The following is a 207-nucleotide window of genomic DNA, read 5'->3' on the forward strand; positions in this document are numbered from 1 at the left end:
AGATTTAATGCGTTGACCCAGCAAGCGTCTATCAGTTTCAAGCTGCGTTTCACCTGGTCCGCGCAAACCGATACCACCTTTTTGTCTTTCTAAGTGAGTCCAGCCGCGTACTAATCGTGTAGAAAGATGCTGTAATTGCGCTAATTCAACCTGAAGCTTGCCTTCATGTGAACGAGCTCTTCGGGCAAAAATATCGAGTATCAGACC

At 46.4% G+C, this 207-nt stretch carries 1 pseudogene; it reads right to left on the reverse strand.

Annotated elements, in window-relative coordinates:
- Positions 1 to 207 (reverse strand): annotated as a pseudogene (locus B3O33_RS11160) (GTPase HflX); the annotation flags it as partial.

Origin of the sequence: Methylophaga sp. UBA1464 (genome assembly GCF_002325665.1) — a bacterium.
Lineage (GTDB): Bacteria > Pseudomonadota > Gammaproteobacteria > Nitrosococcales > Methylophagaceae > Methylophaga.